We start from the raw sequence: 16601 nt of genomic DNA on the forward strand, positions 1-16601 counted from the left end.
CTCCGCGGCGGAGATCGGGCCGTCCCGTACCCGGCACGGCCCGATCTCCGCCGCCCCGGTGTGGAGCAGGTCCCGCCTCTCGCCCCGACCGGCCAGTGCCGCATCGGACGCCCGCCTGGCTGCCGGATCTGGCAGGGTGGACGGCGAGACGGGCTGCCACGGATCCGGGGTCCCTGCCGCGCTGTCCCCGCCGACGCTCCGCCCCCGGCACCCCGCCGGACCGCCAGGAGGGGCGAACTGAACATCGAGGTCTATCCCGGCGCCTCCCGGCTGCCGCAGGTGACGTCCAGCCTGGAGCAGCTGGCGGCGTTCTGGTCCGAGCCGGTGCCGGCGCGGGGCGCCGCCCTGAGGGCACTGCTCGGCCACACCTACGCAGAGGCGCTGCGGTCCCGGTGGAGCCACGGCGGCTACGGTTTCGTCTTCCTCCGCGAACGCCGGGAGCGGCCGGCGGAGGCTCCTCCCCCGGCCGGGTTGGTCGAGCGGATGCTCAGCACGGCGTTCCTTCCGAGCTCCGGCACCTTCCCCCTCCACGACGCGGGGGAACGGGAGCTGGAACCACTCGACCGGAGCGCGCCCGTCAACCTTCCGCCCGCGGCCTGGGGCACCGTGGACGCCGCCCTGTCCACCTGGCTGGACGAGTGGCTGCTGTTCCGCCGCAGCGGCGCGTGGGTCCGCCAGGACGACGTCCCGCCCTCGATGGAGCACACATTGACCCGCCCCTGGCAGCGGTGCGTCGGCCAGCTCGTGAACGGCGCCCGGTGGGCGGCGGCGACGTCGTTCGTGGCGGAGGGGTCCGTTTTCCGCCGCGGGCTCGATGCCTGGGGCGACCACGGCACCGCTCTCGTCGTCGCGACCACCGCGGAGGTGCATGTCCTCCAGGTGGGTCTCTGGACCGACTGAGGGGCCGGCCGGGGTTGGGCGGCGCGACACCCGCCGGTGGCGGCGGGGCGTGGGGGGCGCTCACGCCGCACCGCACGCCCCGCCCCCGGGGTCAGTCCGGGATCACCCTGCGCAGCACCAGCCGTTCGGCCACCGTCCACGCCGTGCTCGCGGCCAGGTAGAGCCCGGCGGCGAGCGGCACGAACGCCGCGATGGCCACGGTGATGAACGGCAGGTAGGCGATGACGCCGAGCCCCGGCACCGCCGGCTGGCCGGCGGCGGCGTTCTGCCGGAGCTGCGGCAGGGTCAGCCACTGCCGGGACGCCCACGCCACCAGGGCGATCACCGCCAGCAGGACGGCGAAGACCACCGGTCCCTGGCCGCCGGCCGCGAAGGCGTCGGGGAGCGTGGCACCGAGCGGGACGCCGCCGAGCGTGCGGGTCAGCAGCGAGTTGGGCTCACCGCCGATCTCGGGCGTGATGAACAGCCCGTAGAGGGCGATGAACACGGGGGTCTGCGCCAGCATCGGCAGGCAGCCGGCCAGCGGTGAGACGCCTTCCTCCGTGTAGACCTTCTGCATTTCGGCGGTCAGCCGCTGCGGATCGTCGCCGTGCTCCTCGCGGACCGCCATCAGCCGCGGCATGATTCTGGCGCGCGCCTTCTCGCCGCGTACCTGGGCGTAGTTGAGCGGCAGCACGGCCAGGCGCACCAGCGCGGTGAGCGTGACCACCGCGACGGCCGCCGCCGAGGCGGCGAGCATCGGCTCGAAGAAGCCGGTGAGACCGGTGACGACGGTGTGGGCGAGACCGATCGCGGCCGCGATCGGCGGGAAACTGTACATCTGGACCTCGAAGCCCCTCGTCTGCTGGGAAGAACGATCACCGAGGAGGCGGCCGGGCCGGACCCGTGGTCCGGCCGGTCCGGTGCGCCGACGCACGTCGACGTCCCGCGGCCGTGCCGGGCACATGGCGCCGGCGGGCGCCCGGCGACGACCGGCACCGCCCGCGGACCGTCCGGGCGGGACGGCGCGGCCGGTTCCGGCAGGTCGCGGTGCGGCGCGGGACGACGGTGGGCGGCGCCCACCGGACCGGCGCTAGCCGGCCGCCGGGGCGGTGGCGGGCGCGCGCGGCCGGGCCCGGCCCGGAGCGTCGGGATCGCGGAAGGCGAGCAGCACCCGCCGCTCGGAGCGGCGCAGCATGGCGCCGCAGCGCGTGCGCACGTCGTTGTCGGCGCACGGCCGCGAGCGGCGGTCCCGCACCGTGACCCAGGCGAGGGCCGCGCCGACCGCGACGACGGCCAGCAGCGTGACCGGGCCGATCACCAGGCCGCCCACGGGGAGCAGCACGTCGGTGTCGATGCCGAGAAGCAGCACGTGCGCAACCGCGTACAAGGTCGGCACGTCCGTTCTCCTTCGCGGCGGGGTCGGGTGTGCGCTCAGGATAGCGGGACCGGTCGCCGCGGCGGCGCCCGCCCGCCGCCCGTCCCTCGGAAGGGGCGGGCGGCGGAGCGGATCAGCGCGGCGGACCGTCGATGAGCGCCCGCGCTCCCCTGCGGAGCAGCGCTGCTGAGACGCGGGTACCGAGCCGGGTCGGCCGGTCGGGGTCGTCGCGTTCGCAGACCTCGATGACATGCCGGCCGTCGCGGGTGAACACCATGCCGCGCAAGGAGAGCCGGCCGTCCGGCAGCGTGTGGCAGTGCCCCGCGATCGGGCTGCCGCCATGGCCCCGCAGCCCGTGCAGCAGGGTGCGCTCCGCGGCGACGTGGGTCCGCGTGGTGCCGTCGTCGATGCGGTAGAGGAGGTCGGCGATGTCGGTGTCGCGGACCCGGCACTGCACGCCGGTCACGCCCGCGCCGACCGGCGGGCACATCATGTCGAGCGGGAGCAGTTCGGCCGCGCGGCCGGCCGTGTTCACCCGGTCCAGTCCGGTGCGGGGGAGCACGAGCGCCTCGTAACCGGAGTCCCCGTCGAGCAGGTCGAGGCGGTCGGCGGGGTCCGGCGCGTCGCGGATCCGGCGGACCCGCAGGTCCGGACGGTAGCGGAGCAGCTGCGCGGTGCGCCGCACGGAGGTGGTGCCGACCACGGTGTCCGGCGGCGCGTCGGCGAGGGTGCGCAGCGGTGAGCCGGAGCGGAAGACGACGACGTCACGGACGTCGTCGCGAGGCAGGTAGGCGCCGAAGGTGACCCCTTCGGGTAAGGGGACGTCTCCGGGGACGTCCGTCATGCTGTGGACGGCGAGGTCCACCCGGCCGTCGAGCAGCCGGCGGTCGATCTCGCGGTGGAACACCCGCGCGCCGCGCACGGCCGGGACCCGGCTCCGGCGGTCCCCCGGGGCGGGGATCCCCACGATCTCCGTGGTGATCTCGGGGGCGGCCTTCAACAGCAGGTCCTGCACGTGCCGCGCCTGCGCCAGGGCCATCGGGGTAGTGCGGGTACCGATGCGTAACAGCGCGTCATGAGTGAGCACGCAACCACGATAGGCAGGCGCCCGGCGCCGTGGGGTGCGTTCGCCCAGGTTGGAACGCCGGCGACCGCGACCGGCCACAGGCGGCCGTGGCCGGATCCGACCACGGCCGCCGCCCGGCGGTCACGTCGGCCCCGGCGGTCACGGGCCGCGTCGGGGCCGGCGGCGACGAACCGAACGACACGCCGCACAACGCTCGGCACAGTGACACAGAGTTGCGAATATATACAGTGAGTGACATCCCGACTGCGCGAATGAGGATGAGAACCGTGCCGATCCGCCCCGCCAACCTCGCCACGATGTCCGCCGCCATCGCCGGGGCCGTGTCCTCCGCCGCCCCGGACCAGGCGGGCCGCGGGCCGGTGACGGTCGTCTACGCGTCCGGGCACCACCAGACGGTCGAGGGCCTCGGCCGCCGCGCTCTGGAGAGCGGCGAGGGCGGCGTCGTGGCGGTGCGGGCTGATTCCGGTACGAGGTACGTGCTGTTCGCCGACGCCGCGCTTCCGCCCGGCGGCCGGGACCGCACACTGCACTCCGGGGCCGGCCCGGTGTCGTTCGCCACGCCAGTGCGGGCGGGCGCCATCGCCCTCGGGCGCCTCCCGCGCACGCACGGGGTCAGGTGATCCGCCGCGCGCCGACGTAGTGCCGGTCGTAGTACGCGGACATCTCGACGACCTGCACCTTCTTCCCGGAACTCGGGGCGTGCACCATGCGTCCGCGCCCCATGTACAGACCCACGTGTCCGGGGCCCCGGTAGAAGAAGACGAGGTCGCCGCGTCTCAGCTCGGCGCGCGGGACGGCCACGCCGCGCCGGTACTGGTCGTAGGTGGTGCGGCCGGTGACCACGCCGACCCTCCCGTAGGCCCACTGCACCAGGCCGGAGCAGTCGAACGACTCCGGTCCGGAACCGCCGTACCGGTAGGGCTTGCCGACCTGGCTGATCGCGTGGCGGACGGCCACGATGGGCGCCGGTGCCCAGCGCTGCACCCGCTGCTCCGCCACCTCCGCCGCGAGTGCCGCTCCCGGGAACAGGCCGAGTGCCGTGGCGGCGGCGACCGCCGACAGCGCCGCGCGGCCCCGGCGCCCCGCCTCCCCGCGGGGCCGCTGGACCCCGGTGCTGGACGGTATTCGCATGGCTGACTCCCCCCTTGATCGCCCGGCAGCCGCCTCGAAAACGGCCGCGACCGACAACGCTGCAAGGAGAACACAGCGCCCCGCCGTTTTCAGCTAACCGCCGGTGGCCCGCATGTCTTCAGCGAAACATTGCCGTTCACCGGCGGCCGCATGGAGCGCGCCGCCGGTATGCGCCATCGAACGGTCAAATCCCGTTTCCTGGACAGGGGGCAACGGAAACCCGGAATTGCCCTTGGCTGGAACAATCCGGACGGAAGGCCGCACCCTCACTCGCGCAGGCAGTCGACGAACACGCTCTCCAGCCGGGCGACCAGGGCCGCGCGGTCCGAATCCCGCAGCGCCGTCGCGCCCTCGACCCGGCGCAGGACTCCGAGCCCCAGCACCACCCCGACCGCGACCGAGGCCCGGGCCCGCGCGTCCGGCCCGCCGATGTGGCGGGCCATGGGTTCGAGGATGGCGTCGCGCAGCCGCTCCTGGTAGACCGCCTGCAGGTCGGGGTCGGCACGGGACTGCTCCAGCGCGCGCCGCAGCGGGCTCGGCTCGCGGAGCACCTGGTCCACCATGTACTCGGCGAGCCGGCGCGGCAGCGTCCCGGGGTCGCCGTCGAACATCCCGGGGAACACCGCCTCCTCGGCGATGACCTCGGCCAGCAGCCCGCGCTTGGCCCCGAAGTACCGGTTGATCAGCGCGACGTTCACGCCGGCGCGCGCGGCGATCAACCGGGAGGACACCCGCTCGTAGCCCTCGGTGGTGAACAGCTCGCGGGCGCTGTCGAGGATGCGCTGCCGCGTCGCCTCCCGGTCGCGCACCCGCGTCCGCTCGGCGCACTCCTCGGCGGCGTCCGGCCGGTTCATCTCACGGTCCCTCGTCTCTGCCCGCCTGCACTCGTCCCGCACGTGGCGGTGCCCCCGCGTCCGCCGCCCGGAGGTTCTGTGCACTATAACGCCCCGACTTGACAAGTCAACACTGTTTACTTATACCGGTAACGTACTCATGTCCTCTCCCCGCTCGCCCGGTGGGGGACGGTCATGCCCGGATGATGTCGATGGGGGTTCGGTGACAGAGCTCGGGGAACGAGCGGCGCGGCAGGCGGAGGCGACCGGCGGGGAACCGCCCACCGGTCCGGGGGACGCGGAGCCGCGCTACACGCGGCGCCAGGTCGTCGAGATCCTGATCGGCCTCATGCTGGCCATGCTGACCTCGATGCTCACCACCTCGATCGTCGGCACCGCGCTGCCGACGATCGTGGGCGAGCTGGGCGGCCAGGACAAGCTCGCGTGGGTGGCCAGCGCGACGCTGCTCACGATGACCGCCTCGACTCCGCTGTGGGGCAAGCTCTCCGACATCTACGGCCGCAAGCTGCTGTTCCAGATCGCGCTCGTGGTCTTCATCGCGTCCTCGGTGGCCGCCGGCTTCGCCCACGACATGACGTGGCTGATCGCCGCCCGGTTCGTCCAGGGCATCGGCGCCGGCGGGCTGGCGGCGCTGCCGCAGATCATCCTGGGCGACGTCGTCCCGCCGCGCGAGCGCGGCCGCTACTCCGGGTTCCTCGGCGCGGTGTTCGGCGTCTCCACCGTGGCCGGCCCGCTGCTCGGCGGCTTCCTGGTGGACAGCCCGCTGGGCTGGCGGTGGTGCTTCTTCATCACGGTCCCGGTGGCGGTGGTCGCCTTCGTGGTGATCCAGGCCCTGCTGCGGCTCCCGGTGCAGGAGCGCGGCCGCACCCGCATCGACTGGTGGGGCGCGACGTTCATCGTCGGCGCCGCGAGCGCGGTGATGCTGCTGCTCAGCCTCGGCGGCAAGGAGTTCGCGTGGAACTCGGCGCCGACCTACGTGCTCGGCGCGGCGTCGCTGGTGCTCGTGGCACTGGCCGTCCTCGCGGAGCGCCGGGCGCACGACCCAATCATCCCGCCGCGGCTGTTCGGCGACAGCACGTTCGTCCTCGCCTCGCTGGCGTCCCTGGCCGTCGGCATGGCGATGTTCGGCGTGATGATCTACTTCCCGCAGTACCTGCAGATCGTCAAGGGCATGAGCCCGACCGCGTCGGGCCTGATGACGCTGCCGATGGTGCTCGGGATGCTTGCGGCCTCGGTGTCGTCGGGCCTGGTGGTCAGCCGCACCGGCCGCTGGAAGGCCTTCCCGATCGCCGGAACGCTGCTGATCGGGCTCGGGTTCGGCACCCTCACCTGGCTGGAGGTGCACTCCAGCCTGGTCCTCGTCGGCCTCGGGGTCGCGCTCGTCGGGCTGGGCCTCGGGCTCAGCATGCAGATCCTGATCCTGGCGACCCAGAACGCGCTGTCCCGCGCCGACCTCGCCGCCGCCACGTCGGCGGTGTCGTTCTTCCGCAACCTCGGCGGCGCCGTGGGGGTGGCCGCGTTCGGCGCGATCATGACCAACCGCCTGGACACGGAGCTGGCGCCGCTCACCGCGGCCGCCGGGGCGGACGGAGGGACGGCGGCAGCGGCCGCCGGCTCACCCGCGGCGATCCACGCACTGCCGGCCGGGGTGCAGGAGCTCGTCGTCACCGCGTTCGGCGACGCCATGCACACGGTCTTCCTCACCGGCGTGCCCATCGCCGCGGTGGGCTTCGTGATCGTGCTCTTCCTGCGTCCGCTGCCGCTGCGTACCGGTCACCGCCGAGCACGGGTGCCGCCCGCGCGGCGGGCGGAGCGGCGGCGCCGCGGGGAGCGCGGTACGGCGCTCAGCCGGTCTTTCGACGTACGGTCCAGATCCAGCCCAGTGGAATGAGGCCGAGAGCCCGGGCGACGGACTGGGACGCGTGGTTGTCCGCGGTGGTGCTGTAGAACAGCACGGCCCTGTCCCGGCGTTCGCGCCGGGCCCAGGCGGCCACGACAGCCGGGGCGAGGTGCCTGCCGCGGAAGTCGGGGCGGGTCCAGATGCCCGCCTCCGCGGCGGAGGCGTTCGACGCGGGAGTGAAGCAGATCGACACCGGCTCCCGGCCGTGGACGGCCATGGCCCACTCACCCATGCGGCCGTTGACCAGCTCGCTCCACTCACCGGGCTGCCAGTTGCCGGGGCGGACCAGGTCCTGAGCGGCGCTCTGGCCGTCGGCGGTGGAGGCGATGACGGGCAGCGGGGCGGGACCGGGGAGGGCGAGGCGGTCGGGGAAGACGAAGCACGGGCCGCCCTCGACGGCCACCGCCTCGTGGAGAGACGCGGTCAGGCGCTCCAGGACGCCGGGGAGCCGGCCGGGGCTGTACTCCTGGTCCGCGTCGCTGGTGCCGGGAAGGGCGAGCCCGGGGGCGAGGGCCAGCAGACGCGCTCGGGGGGACCACGCCCACACCGCCAATACCGAAGGATCTCTCAAGACGGCTCGCGAGGCGTCCTGGGCCGGTGCGAGGCCGTAGTTCGCGTCGATCTCCAACGCCAGCAGGCGTCCTTCGTCCCAACTCATGCCGAGAAGCTACCTTCACCGGATGGCCCGGACCGAAGGCCGGCCGCACGGCGGGCTACGGCGCCCCACGGCTGGCGCGCCTGGTGGCCGATCACGACGTACCCGGAGTCCCCGCAACTGGCGGCCCACCAGGGGCGTCCCCGGCGCGCGGTCGGCACCACGCCGCGGCGGACTGGCGGACGGACAGGCTCAGAGGTAGTGCCGGAAGCCCTCGGCGGAGTTCTCGAAGCCCATCGCCCGGTAGAAGGCGTGTGCGCCGGTCCGGCTCTCATGGGAGAGGAGCTCGATCTTGTAGCAGCCTGCCTCGGCGGCGCGGTTGAGCGCCTCCTCGACCAGGGCGCGGCCCACGCCCCGGCGGCGGCAGGCGGCGTCGACCACCACGTTGTCGACGATCGCCCACGGCTGGGCGTCGTGCGTCAGGTTGGCGACCACGATCAGATCGAGCGTGCCGATGATCTGGCCGCGGCGCTCCGCGACGAGCACCGAGCGCTGGGGGTCGGTCTCGATGCGGGTCCAGGCGCGGACGGCGGCCGAGGACATGCGGACGGTGCCGCTCTGCGTCGGCGTCGAATCACCGAGATCGCGGAGGAGTCGCAGGATGGCCCCGAGGTCGGACCGGATTGCCGCGCGGATAATCATGGCTTCCGGCATGGTAGCCGACCACCGTTCGCAAGACCGACGTCGGCCCGCGATCCAGGGCATACCTGAGCAGGTCGTACGGCTCGGGGAGCGCTCCGGCCAGAAGGCGGCGGCCATGTCGGCGGCCGGCGCCGCGGCGGCGGTGTCGGCCCCGGGACGGCGGCCGTCCCGGGGCTGCGACCTGTTCGGAGCGGACGGACCCCGCGTCACGGACGGATGACGCGGACCCCTTCGGAGCTCTCCCCCGCCGAGGGCGGCTGCGCCGCGGCCTCGCCGGTCCGGTTGTACATTCCGGTGATACCGGGGTCGCCTCCGGCCGGCCCCGGCGTCCCCGCGCTCTCGGGCGGCGGGCCGGAGTAGCGGAAACCCTGCGGGCGCCCCGGCATGTTGCGCACCGGCTGGGACTTCGGCCCCTCCGGGGCCTCCTTCTGCTGCCGGACGTCGGCCGGGTCCAGGCGCACGGTGGCGTCGTCGGGCGCCTGCTCCTCCTGCCGCGGCCCGGTGTGCTGCGCCGGCTGCGGCCCAGTGGGCTGCCGCTGCGGCTGCTGCGCGGGGCGGGCGGCCTCCGGCTTGGCGGGCTGCGCGGGCGCGGGCTGCGCCGGGCGGACCGCGGGCGCCGGCTTCGCGGCCTGCGCGGGCGCCGGCTGCTGGGCGGGCTGCGCCGGAACGGACCGCTGCTGGGCGGGCTGCGCCGCGGACGCGGCCTCGGCCGCCGCGGGCTTCCTGCCGTCCGCGGGCGCCGCCTCGGCGCTGTCGGCGCTCTTCTCATCCCGCTGCAGACCGGCCTCCAGCGGTCCGGCGGCCTTCTCGGCCTTCAGCAGCTCGGCCAGCGTGCCGTGCATGTCGGTGAGCCGGCGCACGGCCTCGCCGTGCGTCGCCGTCAGCGTGGCGAGCCGCCGGTCGGCGGTGTCGTTGATCTTCTTGGCCCGCGTCTCGGCCTGCGTGACGACGCGCTCGGAATCCTGCTGGGCCTGCGAGCGCAGCTGCTCGGACTCCTGCTTGGCCGACGTCACGAGTTCCTGGGCCTGCTCCCGGGCGCTGGCGAGCACGCGTTCGGCATGTGCCTCGGCGTCCTTGATCTTCTTCTTCGCCTCGCCCTTGGCTTCGTTCCGGATACGCTCCACCTCCTCCTCGACCTTGGCCCGCTTGTCCTTGGCCTCCTCCTCGGCGATGCGCAGGATCTCGGCCATGCGTTCGCTGATCTGCTCGTGCTCCGGCTTGACCGCGGCCTTCTGCAGCGCCTCGGCCAGTTCACGACGCTTCTGCTCCAGCTCGTCGTGTGCCCGAGCGAGGCGCTCCTGAAGGTCGCGGGTCTGGTTGTGGTTGCGCACGATGAAGTCGTCGACCTGACGCTTGTCGTAGCCTCCCTTGCGCACGGTGGGGAAGGCGTCTTCGCGAAGCAGGTTCGGCAGTATCTCTGTGCTGTGCTCGTTCATGTCCTACTAACCAGGTCGGCTGCGAGTTGGGAGGGTGCCCCAGCCCCCTGCCTATCATTCCCATAACGGCCCGAGAACACATGGGTGTCGTTCATTCCACATTTTTGGGGTAACGACGGGCAACGCGTGGCAGAGGGAAGAGTGCGTGCGAAGCGTGAGGATGTGGCCACTCTGGGCGCGTCCACGGTAGTGGGTCGGCTTTCCACCCTCAATAGCACGTGTGGATGGTCCGTGGACCGCCCCGCGTGTCGGGCGCGCGAGTACCCCTCACTAAGGTATGCGCGATCTACGGCGTGCGGGAGCCGTACGCCATTCCGTTATGGGCATGGACATCGACCGGGAGGCGCCCGCATGACCCGTCCGCTGGTGGGAGACGCTGAATTCGGCAGCCCCGACATCCACCCCGACGCCTGGATCGCCCCGGGGGCGGTGGTGGTGGGGCGCGTCCGCATCGGGGCGGGCAGCAGCGTCTGGTACGGGTCGGTGCTGCGGGCCGACACCGAGGACATCGTCATCGGCGAGCGGTGCGACATCCAGGACCAGTGCGGTCTGCACTCCGATCCCGGTGAGCCGGCGGTGCTGGCTGACCGCGTCAGCCTGGGCCACAAGGCCATGGTGCACGGCGCGGTGGTCGAGGAGGGCGCGCTGGTCGGGATCGGCGCGATCGTGCTCGGCGGCGCCCGGGTCGGCGCGGGCGCCCTGGTCGCCGCGGGCGCGCTCGTCCCTCCGGGCAAGACCGTCCCGGCGGGGACGCTGTGGGCGGGGCTCCCCGGCCGGGTGGTCCGGGAACTGACCGAGGAGGACCGTGCGGGGTTCGCCGCGACGCCGGAGAAATACGCGGGATACGCCCGCCTGCACCGGGACGTTCGCTGGCGTTAGCCGCGCCGGGTTGGCGCGGGCGGCGGCCCGCACGGCAATAGCGGAGTTCCGCGGAAACCCGGGTTGGAAGCGGCGCGGCAATCGCATGCGGTGCGTGTGCGCGGGGACCCGCACGCGGATTCCGCGGAGCGGTTGCGCGGCCGCTGCGGGAGCGCCGCCGTGGTCACCGCCGGCACCGCGCGGCCGCCATGCCGCCGTGCCGTTTCCGTCGTTCGCCGTTGCCCCGCGCGTGCGGCCCGCAATCCGGGCCCGGCCACTTCATACCGCGCTCCGCCGCAGGTCGGAGCGCTGGCACCGCCTCCGGATATCCCACGACTACGAAGGAAAATAGGGCTACCGATTCGGCGGCCCTAGTCCGTTCGGCACCCGGAATGCCGCGAATGGATGCCGCCACAGAACTACATCGGCGGATGACTCAAGAATGGTCCCTCTGGGTCATGCGGCACCGGGCTACTGCCCCGTAGCCTGGTCCGAGGAACGGCCCGGCGGGCCGCGGGAAACCCGGAGAACGGCCGGCCCGGCCTTCGCACCGGACTATTCGATGGAGGTGGGTGCCGGTGAACTCCAACCTCGATACTCGCCTCCACGACCACGTGGCGCTCGCCGAGATCGAGCTGTATTCCGAACTGCTCACGGTCGTCGCCACGGCCGAGGGGCGCCTCACCGTCGAGGAGATCGACGAGGCCCTCGGGGTCGCCCGCGAGCCCGACCCCGAATCGCGGCCGCCCGCGCGCAACCGGGGGAAGCAGCGCCGCCGCCGGCGCCGCAAGTCGCGGCGCTGAGGCGGCGCGCCACCCCGTCGGCCGTGCTCCGGCGCACCCACCTGACGCCACTCCGCGGACGGGACACGTCCGCGGCCTGCGGCGACCTCCCCACTGCGTGCGCCGGATTCCGGTCACGGATACCGACGAGCCAAAATCTATCACTGTCCGTAGTCACCTTGACACAGAGAGAGGAGCGGCAGCCCACTGGGAGCCTTCCCATGCGAGGGCGGCCGCGCCGATTCCACACGTGACCCGGCCATTTTTCGCCCACAGCGAACAGCCCTGGCATAAAAGCAGGTGGCCTCGTCCCGCCCCTCCCCCGGAGCCGCGGCGGGCCGCATAATCGACGGCAGTCCGGTCCACCAGTGCCGCACCGGCCGGACCGCCCCCGCGCGGGGTCCTCCGCACTACCACGCCAGTTGGGAAAGCGTTTACCGCTATCGGGGACCCGCTGGCGAACCGGCTCCGCCGGCAGCCGAAGGAGCAGACACGACATGAGAACCAGCACGAGACGCCCCCTTCTCGGCCTGTTCGCGGCGGCCGCACTGGCCGTCAGCAGCCTCACGACGGGGACCGCCTTCGCCGACGCCCCGGCGGCGCCACGCCAGGCCGCCCCCGACGCCGCGGTCGCCGATTCCACGGGCGCCCCGATCACCCTGGCCGCCTGGCCCGCCCCGACCGCCCAGCGCCCGACCGGCTCCACCATCGCGATCAGCGGCTCGGTCGACGGCGGCAACGCCCGCTACTACGGGACCGGGGAACTGGGCGGTGACGGCCAGGAGGAGGGACAGGACCCGATCTTCCGGCTGGCCGACGGCGCCGCGCTCTCCAACGTCATCATCGGCGCGCCCGCCGCCGACGGGATCCACTGCCAGGGCACCTGCACCCTGCGCAACGTCTGGTGGGAGGACGTCGGCGAGGACGCCGCCACCGCGCGCGGCACCTCCACGTCGCACACCATGACCATCGTCGGCGGCGGCGCCCGGCACGCGGCCGACAAGGTCTTCCAGCACAACGGCGCCGGCACGGTCGTCATCCGCGATTTCGAGGTCCAGGACTTCGCCACCCTGTACCGCTCCTGCGGCAACTGCTCCACCCAGCGCGCCCGGCACGTCATCATCGACAACGTCACGGTGACCGCCCCCGGCAGCCGCCTCGCCGGCATCAACTCCAACTACGGCGACACCGCACGCCTGTCCCGGATCACCATCGTCGGCGACTCCAACCGCCGCGTCGTCCCCTGCCAGCGCTACCGCGGCGTCACCTCCGGCGAGCCCTCCCCGATCGGCAGCGGCCCCGACGGCACGAACTGCCTGTACTCCGCCTCCGACATCACCTACCGCTAGCCCCTCCCGAAGCCTGGGACCGCGGAGCCACCTCCCCCACTCCGCGGCCCCAGGCACCACTGTGTGGACGCCTTGGCCTTGTCCACTTACGGCGGTCAGGACATCTCCGAGCGGCGGATTACCGTACTTCGATTCACCCGCACGAGTAATCTCTGAACTCTCCAGCAACTGAGAGAAAGAGATCGGTCCCCCGTGAGCCTGGCAGACCCTCGAGCAACAGCACGGAAGGACTCGCTGCCGAGGCTCTACGTGTATATCGACGAGACCGGTGATCGCGGATTCGCGGACAGGTCATCCGCTTTCTTTGCGATGACGGCTCTTCTCGTTCCAGAGGAGAGCGACTGGCTCATGCGTTACGCCACCGGGGGCCTACGCGCTCTTATCCAGACCGACAAACCCCTGCACTGGGTCGAGCACTTCAGACGTAAGCACCCCGAAAGGCGGATTCGCGCGGCCGAGGTGCTGGCGCGGCTGCCCGATGTCAGCGTCCTGCACGTAGTCGCCGACAAGGCGACCATCCATCAGGACGCGGGGATACGGACCAACAAGGACCGCTTCTATAACTATCTGACCAAGCTCGTCATGGAGCGGGTGGCACTGTCAGCAGCCACTTGGCCCGGCGGGCCGAGGTCGGCCATTGTGAGACTCGGCGCGGTCAAACAGATGGACCACAAGGAAACCCTGCGTTATCTGGAGCTTGTTCGCGATCGAGGGTCCAGGTTCGTCGTCCCATGGGACCACATCAAATGGCCACCGAAGTGGCTGGGAACCGACTGGGACGGTATCCAGATCGCCGACCTGTACGCTGGGATGCTGCACACGGCTCTCTCGGGGGACGTCACTGATCCGAGCTGTGCGGCTCTGTTCGTGAGATGCGGCCACCAAATCCGTCGGGGACCGCGCGGGCAACTGCTCGGATACGGAATCGAGATCGTCGGAGACGAATCCTTTGTGACTAAAAGATGTTGGTGGCGCGACCTCGCCGGAGCCGATGTATGAAGGAGCCCTCAGGGGGGCTCTGGGGGCCACGACCACCTCAGAGGGTGGAAGGATCCAGTTCCCTGGTTCCGGCCGATCCCAGCAGCCCGCCTGAGGGCTCCAAATATTAGTCCCCCTAAAGATTACCCCGGGCGGGCAGCTGTGAACCACCCCGCTGCCCATTCCAGTCGGACGTGAACACCGTCTCGGGGATCACTCAGACGCTCTCCCTCTCCGGCTCTCCGCTCGCGGGGGCGCCGGGGCTGCCGTCCTTCACCGAGCGGAGCAGGAGCTGGGAGACGTCGACGACCTCCAGGGTCTCGCGGGCCTCCCCCTTGGCCTTCTTCTCGTTGATGGCGTCGCCCAGCATCACCTGGCAGAACGGGCACGCGGTGGAGACGGTGTCCGGGTCGGTGCCCAGGGCCTCGTCGACGCGCTCGGTGTTGATCCGCTTGCCGATGCGCTCCTCCATCCACATGCGCGCGCCGCCGGCGCCGCAGCAGAAGCCCCGCTCCTTGTGGCGGTGCATCTCCACGGTCTGGATACCCGGCACCTGGGCCATGATGTCGCGCGGCGGCGTGTAGACCTTGTTGTGCCGGCCGAGGAAGCACGGGTCGTGGTAGGTGATCTTCTCCTCGATGGGCCGCACCGGGGTGAGCCGCCCCTCCTCGACCAGCTTGGCGAGGAGCTGGCTGTGGTGCACGACCTCGTAGTCGCCGCCGAGCTGCGGGTACTCCCGGCCCAGGGTGTTGAAGCAGTGCGGGCAGCTCGCCACGATGCGGGTGACGCCGGCCTCGTTCAGCGTCTCCACGTTCTGCTGCGCGAGCATCTGGAAGACGAACTCCATGCCGAGGCGCCGGGCCGGATCGCCGGTGCACGCCTCCATGCCGCCGAGTACCGCGAACTTCACGCCCGCGATGTGCAGGAGTTCGGCGATGGCCTTCGTGGTCTTCTTCGCGCGGTCCTCCAGCGCGCCGGCGCAGCCGACCCAGAAGAGGTACTCCGTGCCCTCGGGGATCCGGTCCTCGACCACCGGGACCTCGATGGGGTCGTCGAGCGCGGCCAGTTCCGCGACCCAGTCGAGGCGCCGCTCCTCGCTCACGCCCCACGGGTTGCCCTTGTTCTCCAGGTTCTTCAGCAGCGTGCTGGCCTCGGAGGGGAAGCTGGACTCGATCATCACCTGGTAGCGGCGCATGTCGAGGATGTGGTCCACGTGCTCGATGTCCACCGGGCACTGCTCGACGCAGGCGCCGCAGTTGGTGCAGGACCACAGGACGTCGGGGTGGATGACGCCGTTCTCCTCCTCGGTGCCCACGAGCGGGCGCTCCAGCAGGGAGAGCACGTCGGCGGGGACGTTCTCGCGCTCCTTCTCGTCCATCATCAGGTAGGGCGCCGAGGCGTAGGCGTGGTCCCGCAGGTCCATGACGAGCTTCTTCGGCGAGAGCGGCTTGCCGGTGTTCCACGCCGGGCACTGGGACTGGCACCGGCCGCACTCCGTGCAGGTGGTGAAGTCGAGCAGCCCCTTCCACGTGAACTCCTCGACCCTGCCCACGCCGAACGGGTCCTCGTCGGGGTCGGCCTCCTCGAAGTCGAGCGGCTTCCCCTCGCGGTTCAGCATCTGCTTGGCCGGGCCGAGCGCGGGTCCGCCGTCCGGCTCGCGCTTGAAGTAGATGTTGAAGAACGCCGCGAACCGGTGCCAGGCGACCCCCATGGTGAGGTTGCGGGCCACGACCACGAACCACGCCATGGAGATGAGGATCTTCAGCACCGCGAGCGCGAAGATCCAGTTCTGCACCGCCGCCGTGGAGAGGCCGGAGAAGGCGACCACGAGCGGGTAGCTGATCGCGAAGTGCGCGTTGTAGGAGTCGACCCCCTGGAGGACGCCCTCCATGCCGCGCAGCCCGAGGATCAGCAGCGGGATCGCGATGATCACCGCCTCGACGAAGTAGGCGCGCGGGAAGCTCGATCCCTCGAACCGCGACTGCCGGCCGAGTCGGCGCGGGTGGTTGATCTGCCGGATGGCGGCGAGGACGAGGATGCCGATCACGGTGGCCAGCGCGAACAGCTCGGTGATGATCTCGAACGGCGCGAAGTGCCCGATGACCGGGAGTACGAAGCCCGGGTCGAACAGCTGGCCGTACGCCTGCGCCAGGGTCGGCACGAGCAGGAGGAAGCCGAACGCCACCCACCAGTGGGCCACGCCCACGATGCTCCACTTGAGCATCTTCGTGTGGCCGACCGTCTCCACGAGCATGTTGCGCAGGCGCGGCCAGAACGGCCCGAAGCGGTCGGGCGCGGGCCGGCCGAGGCGCACGATCCGCACCATGCGGACGATGCCGCGCACGAACATGACCGTCGCCGCGACGGACACGGCCAGGGTGACGAGCACCAGGCCCAGTTTCACAGCGCTCACGAGCCGCGGCCTCCCATTTCTGCAGTGCCTGCAGTCAGATGCTTCCTCGGTGCTGCGGTGCGCCCGCACCGAGCCCCCTCATGTTACTAGCGAGTAGGCAGGGGCGGTCGGCCGCGTGCGGCCGAGCACCCGACCCCGGCCCGACGAGGATCGATCCGACCGGTCACTCCCTACGTTAGTGAGCCCCGGTCGCCGGTGGCACACGGCGGACCGGCCACCACCCGCCGACCCGGAGGCGACTCGGGGACCTCCCCCATCC

Annotated in this window: 16 protein-coding genes; 7 read left to right on the forward strand and 9 right to left on the reverse strand. The window is 72.0% G+C overall.

Features of this window, described 5'->3' with window-relative positions:
- The first annotated feature begins 279 nt into the window (after positions 1-279).
- Entirely contained in the window at positions 280-900 is a 621-nt protein-coding gene (locus DEF28_RS02055; RefSeq protein WP_114397694.1) for a hypothetical protein, read from the forward strand.
- Between the two features lie 91 nt (positions 901-991).
- On the opposite strand, the gene DEF28_RS02060 is transcribed toward DEF28_RS02055, so the two are convergent.
- From DEF28_RS02060 to hemC, 3 genes are all read right to left on the reverse strand, one after another.
- Positions 992-1720 carry a YidC/Oxa1 family membrane protein insertase gene (locus tag DEF28_RS02060; RefSeq protein ID WP_114400526.1) on the reverse strand — a complete coding sequence of 243 codons (729 nt, stop codon included), beginning with the start codon at positions 1718-1720 and terminating at the stop codon, positions 992-994.
- A 252-nt stretch (positions 1721-1972) separates the two neighbouring features.
- Entirely contained in the window at positions 1973-2278 is a 306-nt protein-coding gene (locus tag DEF28_RS02065; protein WP_114400527.1) for a DUF6412 domain-containing protein, read from the reverse strand.
- A 112-nt stretch (positions 2279-2390) separates the two neighbouring features.
- On the reverse strand, positions 2391-3344 hold the full coding sequence (gene hemC / locus DEF28_RS02070; protein ID WP_199493102.1) for a hydroxymethylbilane synthase: 954 nt from the start codon (positions 3342-3344) through the stop codon (positions 2391-2393).
- Positions 3345-3610: 266 nt separating this feature from the next.
- On the opposite strand from hemC, the gene DEF28_RS02075 reads away from it, so the two are divergent.
- The gene (locus DEF28_RS02075) at positions 3611-3964 is read left to right on the forward strand and encodes a hypothetical protein (RefSeq protein WP_114400529.1); all 354 of its coding nucleotides are present in this window, start codon (positions 3611-3613) and stop codon (positions 3962-3964) included.
- Here DEF28_RS02075 and DEF28_RS02080 read toward each other — a convergent pair.
- Positions 3957-4475, reverse strand: coding sequence for a C40 family peptidase (locus DEF28_RS02080; RefSeq protein ID WP_199493104.1), 519 nt, complete (start codon positions 4473-4475; stop codon positions 3957-3959). The genes DEF28_RS02075 and DEF28_RS02080 overlap by 8 nt on opposite strands.
- Before the next feature lie 266 nt (positions 4476-4741).
- Positions 4742-5329, reverse strand: a complete 588-nt coding sequence (locus DEF28_RS02085; RefSeq protein WP_114400530.1) for a TetR/AcrR family transcriptional regulator — start codon at positions 5327-5329, stop codon at positions 4742-4744.
- Positions 5330-5468: 139 nt separating this feature from the next.
- Here DEF28_RS02085 and DEF28_RS02090 point away from each other — a divergent pair, with 139 nt between their 5' ends.
- Positions 5469-7220: an MDR family MFS transporter gene (locus DEF28_RS02090; RefSeq protein WP_114400531.1), complete on the forward strand. Its 1752-nt coding sequence runs from the start codon at positions 5469-5471 to the stop codon at positions 7218-7220.
- Here the strand turns inward: DEF28_RS02090 and DEF28_RS02095 are convergent.
- From DEF28_RS02095 to DEF28_RS02105, 3 genes are all read right to left on the reverse strand, one after another.
- The gene (locus tag DEF28_RS02095; RefSeq protein WP_114446097.1) at positions 7174-7887 is read right to left on the reverse strand and encodes a GNAT family N-acetyltransferase; all 714 of its coding nucleotides are present in this window, start codon (positions 7885-7887) and stop codon (positions 7174-7176) included. The two genes, DEF28_RS02090 and DEF28_RS02095, sit on opposite strands and share 47 nt — an antisense overlap.
- A gap of 189 nt (positions 7888-8076) precedes the next feature.
- A complete protein-coding gene (locus tag DEF28_RS02100) occupies positions 8077-8526 on the reverse strand; it encodes a GNAT family N-acetyltransferase (RefSeq protein ID WP_114400284.1) in 450 nt (149 codons plus the stop codon).
- Between the two features lie 206 nt (positions 8527-8732).
- Positions 8733-9962 (reverse strand): hypothetical protein, encoded by a 1230-nt coding sequence (locus DEF28_RS02105; protein WP_114400285.1) that lies wholly within the window; start codon positions 9960-9962, stop codon positions 8733-8735.
- 351 nt (positions 9963-10313) lie between these two features.
- Here DEF28_RS02105 and DEF28_RS02110 point away from each other — a divergent pair, with 351 nt between their 5' ends.
- The 4 genes from DEF28_RS02110 (at position 10314) to DEF28_RS02125 (ending at position 13950) form a co-directional block, all read left to right on the forward strand.
- Positions 10314-10841, forward strand: coding sequence for a gamma carbonic anhydrase family protein (locus tag DEF28_RS02110; protein ID WP_114400286.1), 528 nt, complete (start codon positions 10314-10316; stop codon positions 10839-10841).
- A 557-nt stretch (positions 10842-11398) separates the two neighbouring features.
- Positions 11399-11623: a hypothetical protein gene (locus DEF28_RS02115; RefSeq protein WP_114400287.1), complete on the forward strand. Its 225-nt coding sequence runs from the start codon at positions 11399-11401 to the stop codon at positions 11621-11623.
- Between the two features lie 476 nt (positions 11624-12099).
- Positions 12100-12951, forward strand: a complete 852-nt coding sequence (locus DEF28_RS02120; RefSeq protein ID WP_114400288.1) for a pectate lyase — start codon at positions 12100-12102, stop codon at positions 12949-12951.
- A 192-nt stretch (positions 12952-13143) separates the two neighbouring features.
- Entirely contained in the window at positions 13144-13950 is an 807-nt protein-coding gene (locus DEF28_RS02125) for a DUF3800 domain-containing protein (RefSeq protein ID WP_158562743.1), read from the forward strand.
- A 196-nt stretch (positions 13951-14146) separates the two neighbouring features.
- Here the strand turns inward: DEF28_RS02125 and DEF28_RS02130 are convergent, their stop codons facing one another.
- The gene (locus tag DEF28_RS02130; protein WP_114400290.1) at positions 14147-16279 is read right to left on the reverse strand and encodes a (Fe-S)-binding protein; all 2133 of its coding nucleotides are present in this window, start codon (positions 16277-16279) and stop codon (positions 14147-14149) included.
- Positions 16280-16601 lie beyond the last annotated feature (322 nt).

It is taken from the genome of Marinitenerispora sediminis, assembly GCF_003336425.1.
Classification (GTDB): Bacteria; Actinomycetota; Actinomycetes; order Streptosporangiales; family Streptosporangiaceae; genus Marinitenerispora; species Marinitenerispora sediminis.

What these genes read in the sequence shown, in the direction of transcription:
- DEF28_RS02090 (WP_114400531.1), top strand. Translation starts at nt 5,469, where the DNA reads ATGTCCTCTCCCCGCTCGCCCGGTGGGGGACGGTCATGCCCGGATGAT.
- DEF28_RS02095 (WP_114446097.1), bottom strand. Translation starts at nt 7,887, where the DNA reads ATGAGTTGGGACGAAGGACGCCTGCTGGCGTTGGAGATCGACGCGAAC.
- DEF28_RS02105 (WP_114400285.1), bottom strand. Translation starts at nt 9,962, where the DNA reads ATGAACGAGCACAGCACAGAGATACTGCCGAACCTGCTTCGCGAAGAC.
- DEF28_RS02120 (WP_114400288.1), top strand. Translation starts at nt 12,100, where the DNA reads ATGAGAACCAGCACGAGACGCCCCCTTCTCGGCCTGTTCGCGGCGGCC.
- DEF28_RS02110 (WP_114400286.1), top strand. Translation starts at nt 10,314, where the DNA reads ATGACCCGTCCGCTGGTGGGAGACGCTGAATTCGGCAGCCCCGACATC.
- DEF28_RS02080 (WP_199493104.1), bottom strand. Translation starts at nt 4,475, where the DNA reads ATGCGAATACCGTCCAGCACCGGGGTCCAGCGGCCCCGCGGGGAGGCG.
- DEF28_RS02100 (WP_114400284.1), bottom strand. Translation starts at nt 8,526, where the DNA reads ATGATTATCCGCGCGGCAATCCGGTCCGACCTCGGGGCCATCCTGCGA.
- DEF28_RS02060 (WP_114400526.1), bottom strand. Translation starts at nt 1,720, where the DNA reads ATGTACAGTTTCCCGCCGATCGCGGCCGCGATCGGTCTCGCCCACACC.
- DEF28_RS02085 (WP_114400530.1), bottom strand. Translation starts at nt 5,329, where the DNA reads ATGAACCGGCCGGACGCCGCCGAGGAGTGCGCCGAGCGGACGCGGGTG.
- DEF28_RS02130 (WP_114400290.1), bottom strand. Translation starts at nt 16,279, where the DNA reads ATGTTCGTGCGCGGCATCGTCCGCATGGTGCGGATCGTGCGCCTCGGC.